We start from the raw sequence: 253 nt of genomic DNA on the forward strand, positions 1-253 counted from the left end.
CTGATGCCGCCGGCGATACCGAAGGCGGCACCGACGACGACGGCGATCACGACACGCGGCAGTCGCACCTCTCGCACGGCGTAGACGACGTTCTCCTCGCCGAGACCGGCGAGCGCGCGGACGAGATCCACGGGATTCGTCGCGCGGTCACCGACGCTCAGCGCGAGGGTGACGACGGCGACGAGAAGCAGCGCCGCGACGAGGATCGCAACGACGACGGAAGCGCGGGGCTTGAGGCGCATCACGCACCCCG

1 protein-coding gene is annotated in these 253 nt (G+C 70.8%); it reads right to left on the reverse strand.

Annotation, left to right across the window (positions count from 1 at the left end):
• Positions 1–242: iron chelate uptake ABC transporter family permease subunit (locus SB658_RS25905; RefSeq protein WP_410603346.1), on the reverse strand; the 242-nt coding region annotated here is incomplete at its 3' end.
• Between the last annotated feature and the right edge of the window lie 11 nt (positions 243–253).

Source organism: Bacillus sp. SIMBA_008, assembly GCF_046535495.1.
Lineage (GTDB): Bacteria > Bacillota > Bacilli > Bacillales > Bacillaceae > Bacillus > Bacillus subtilis.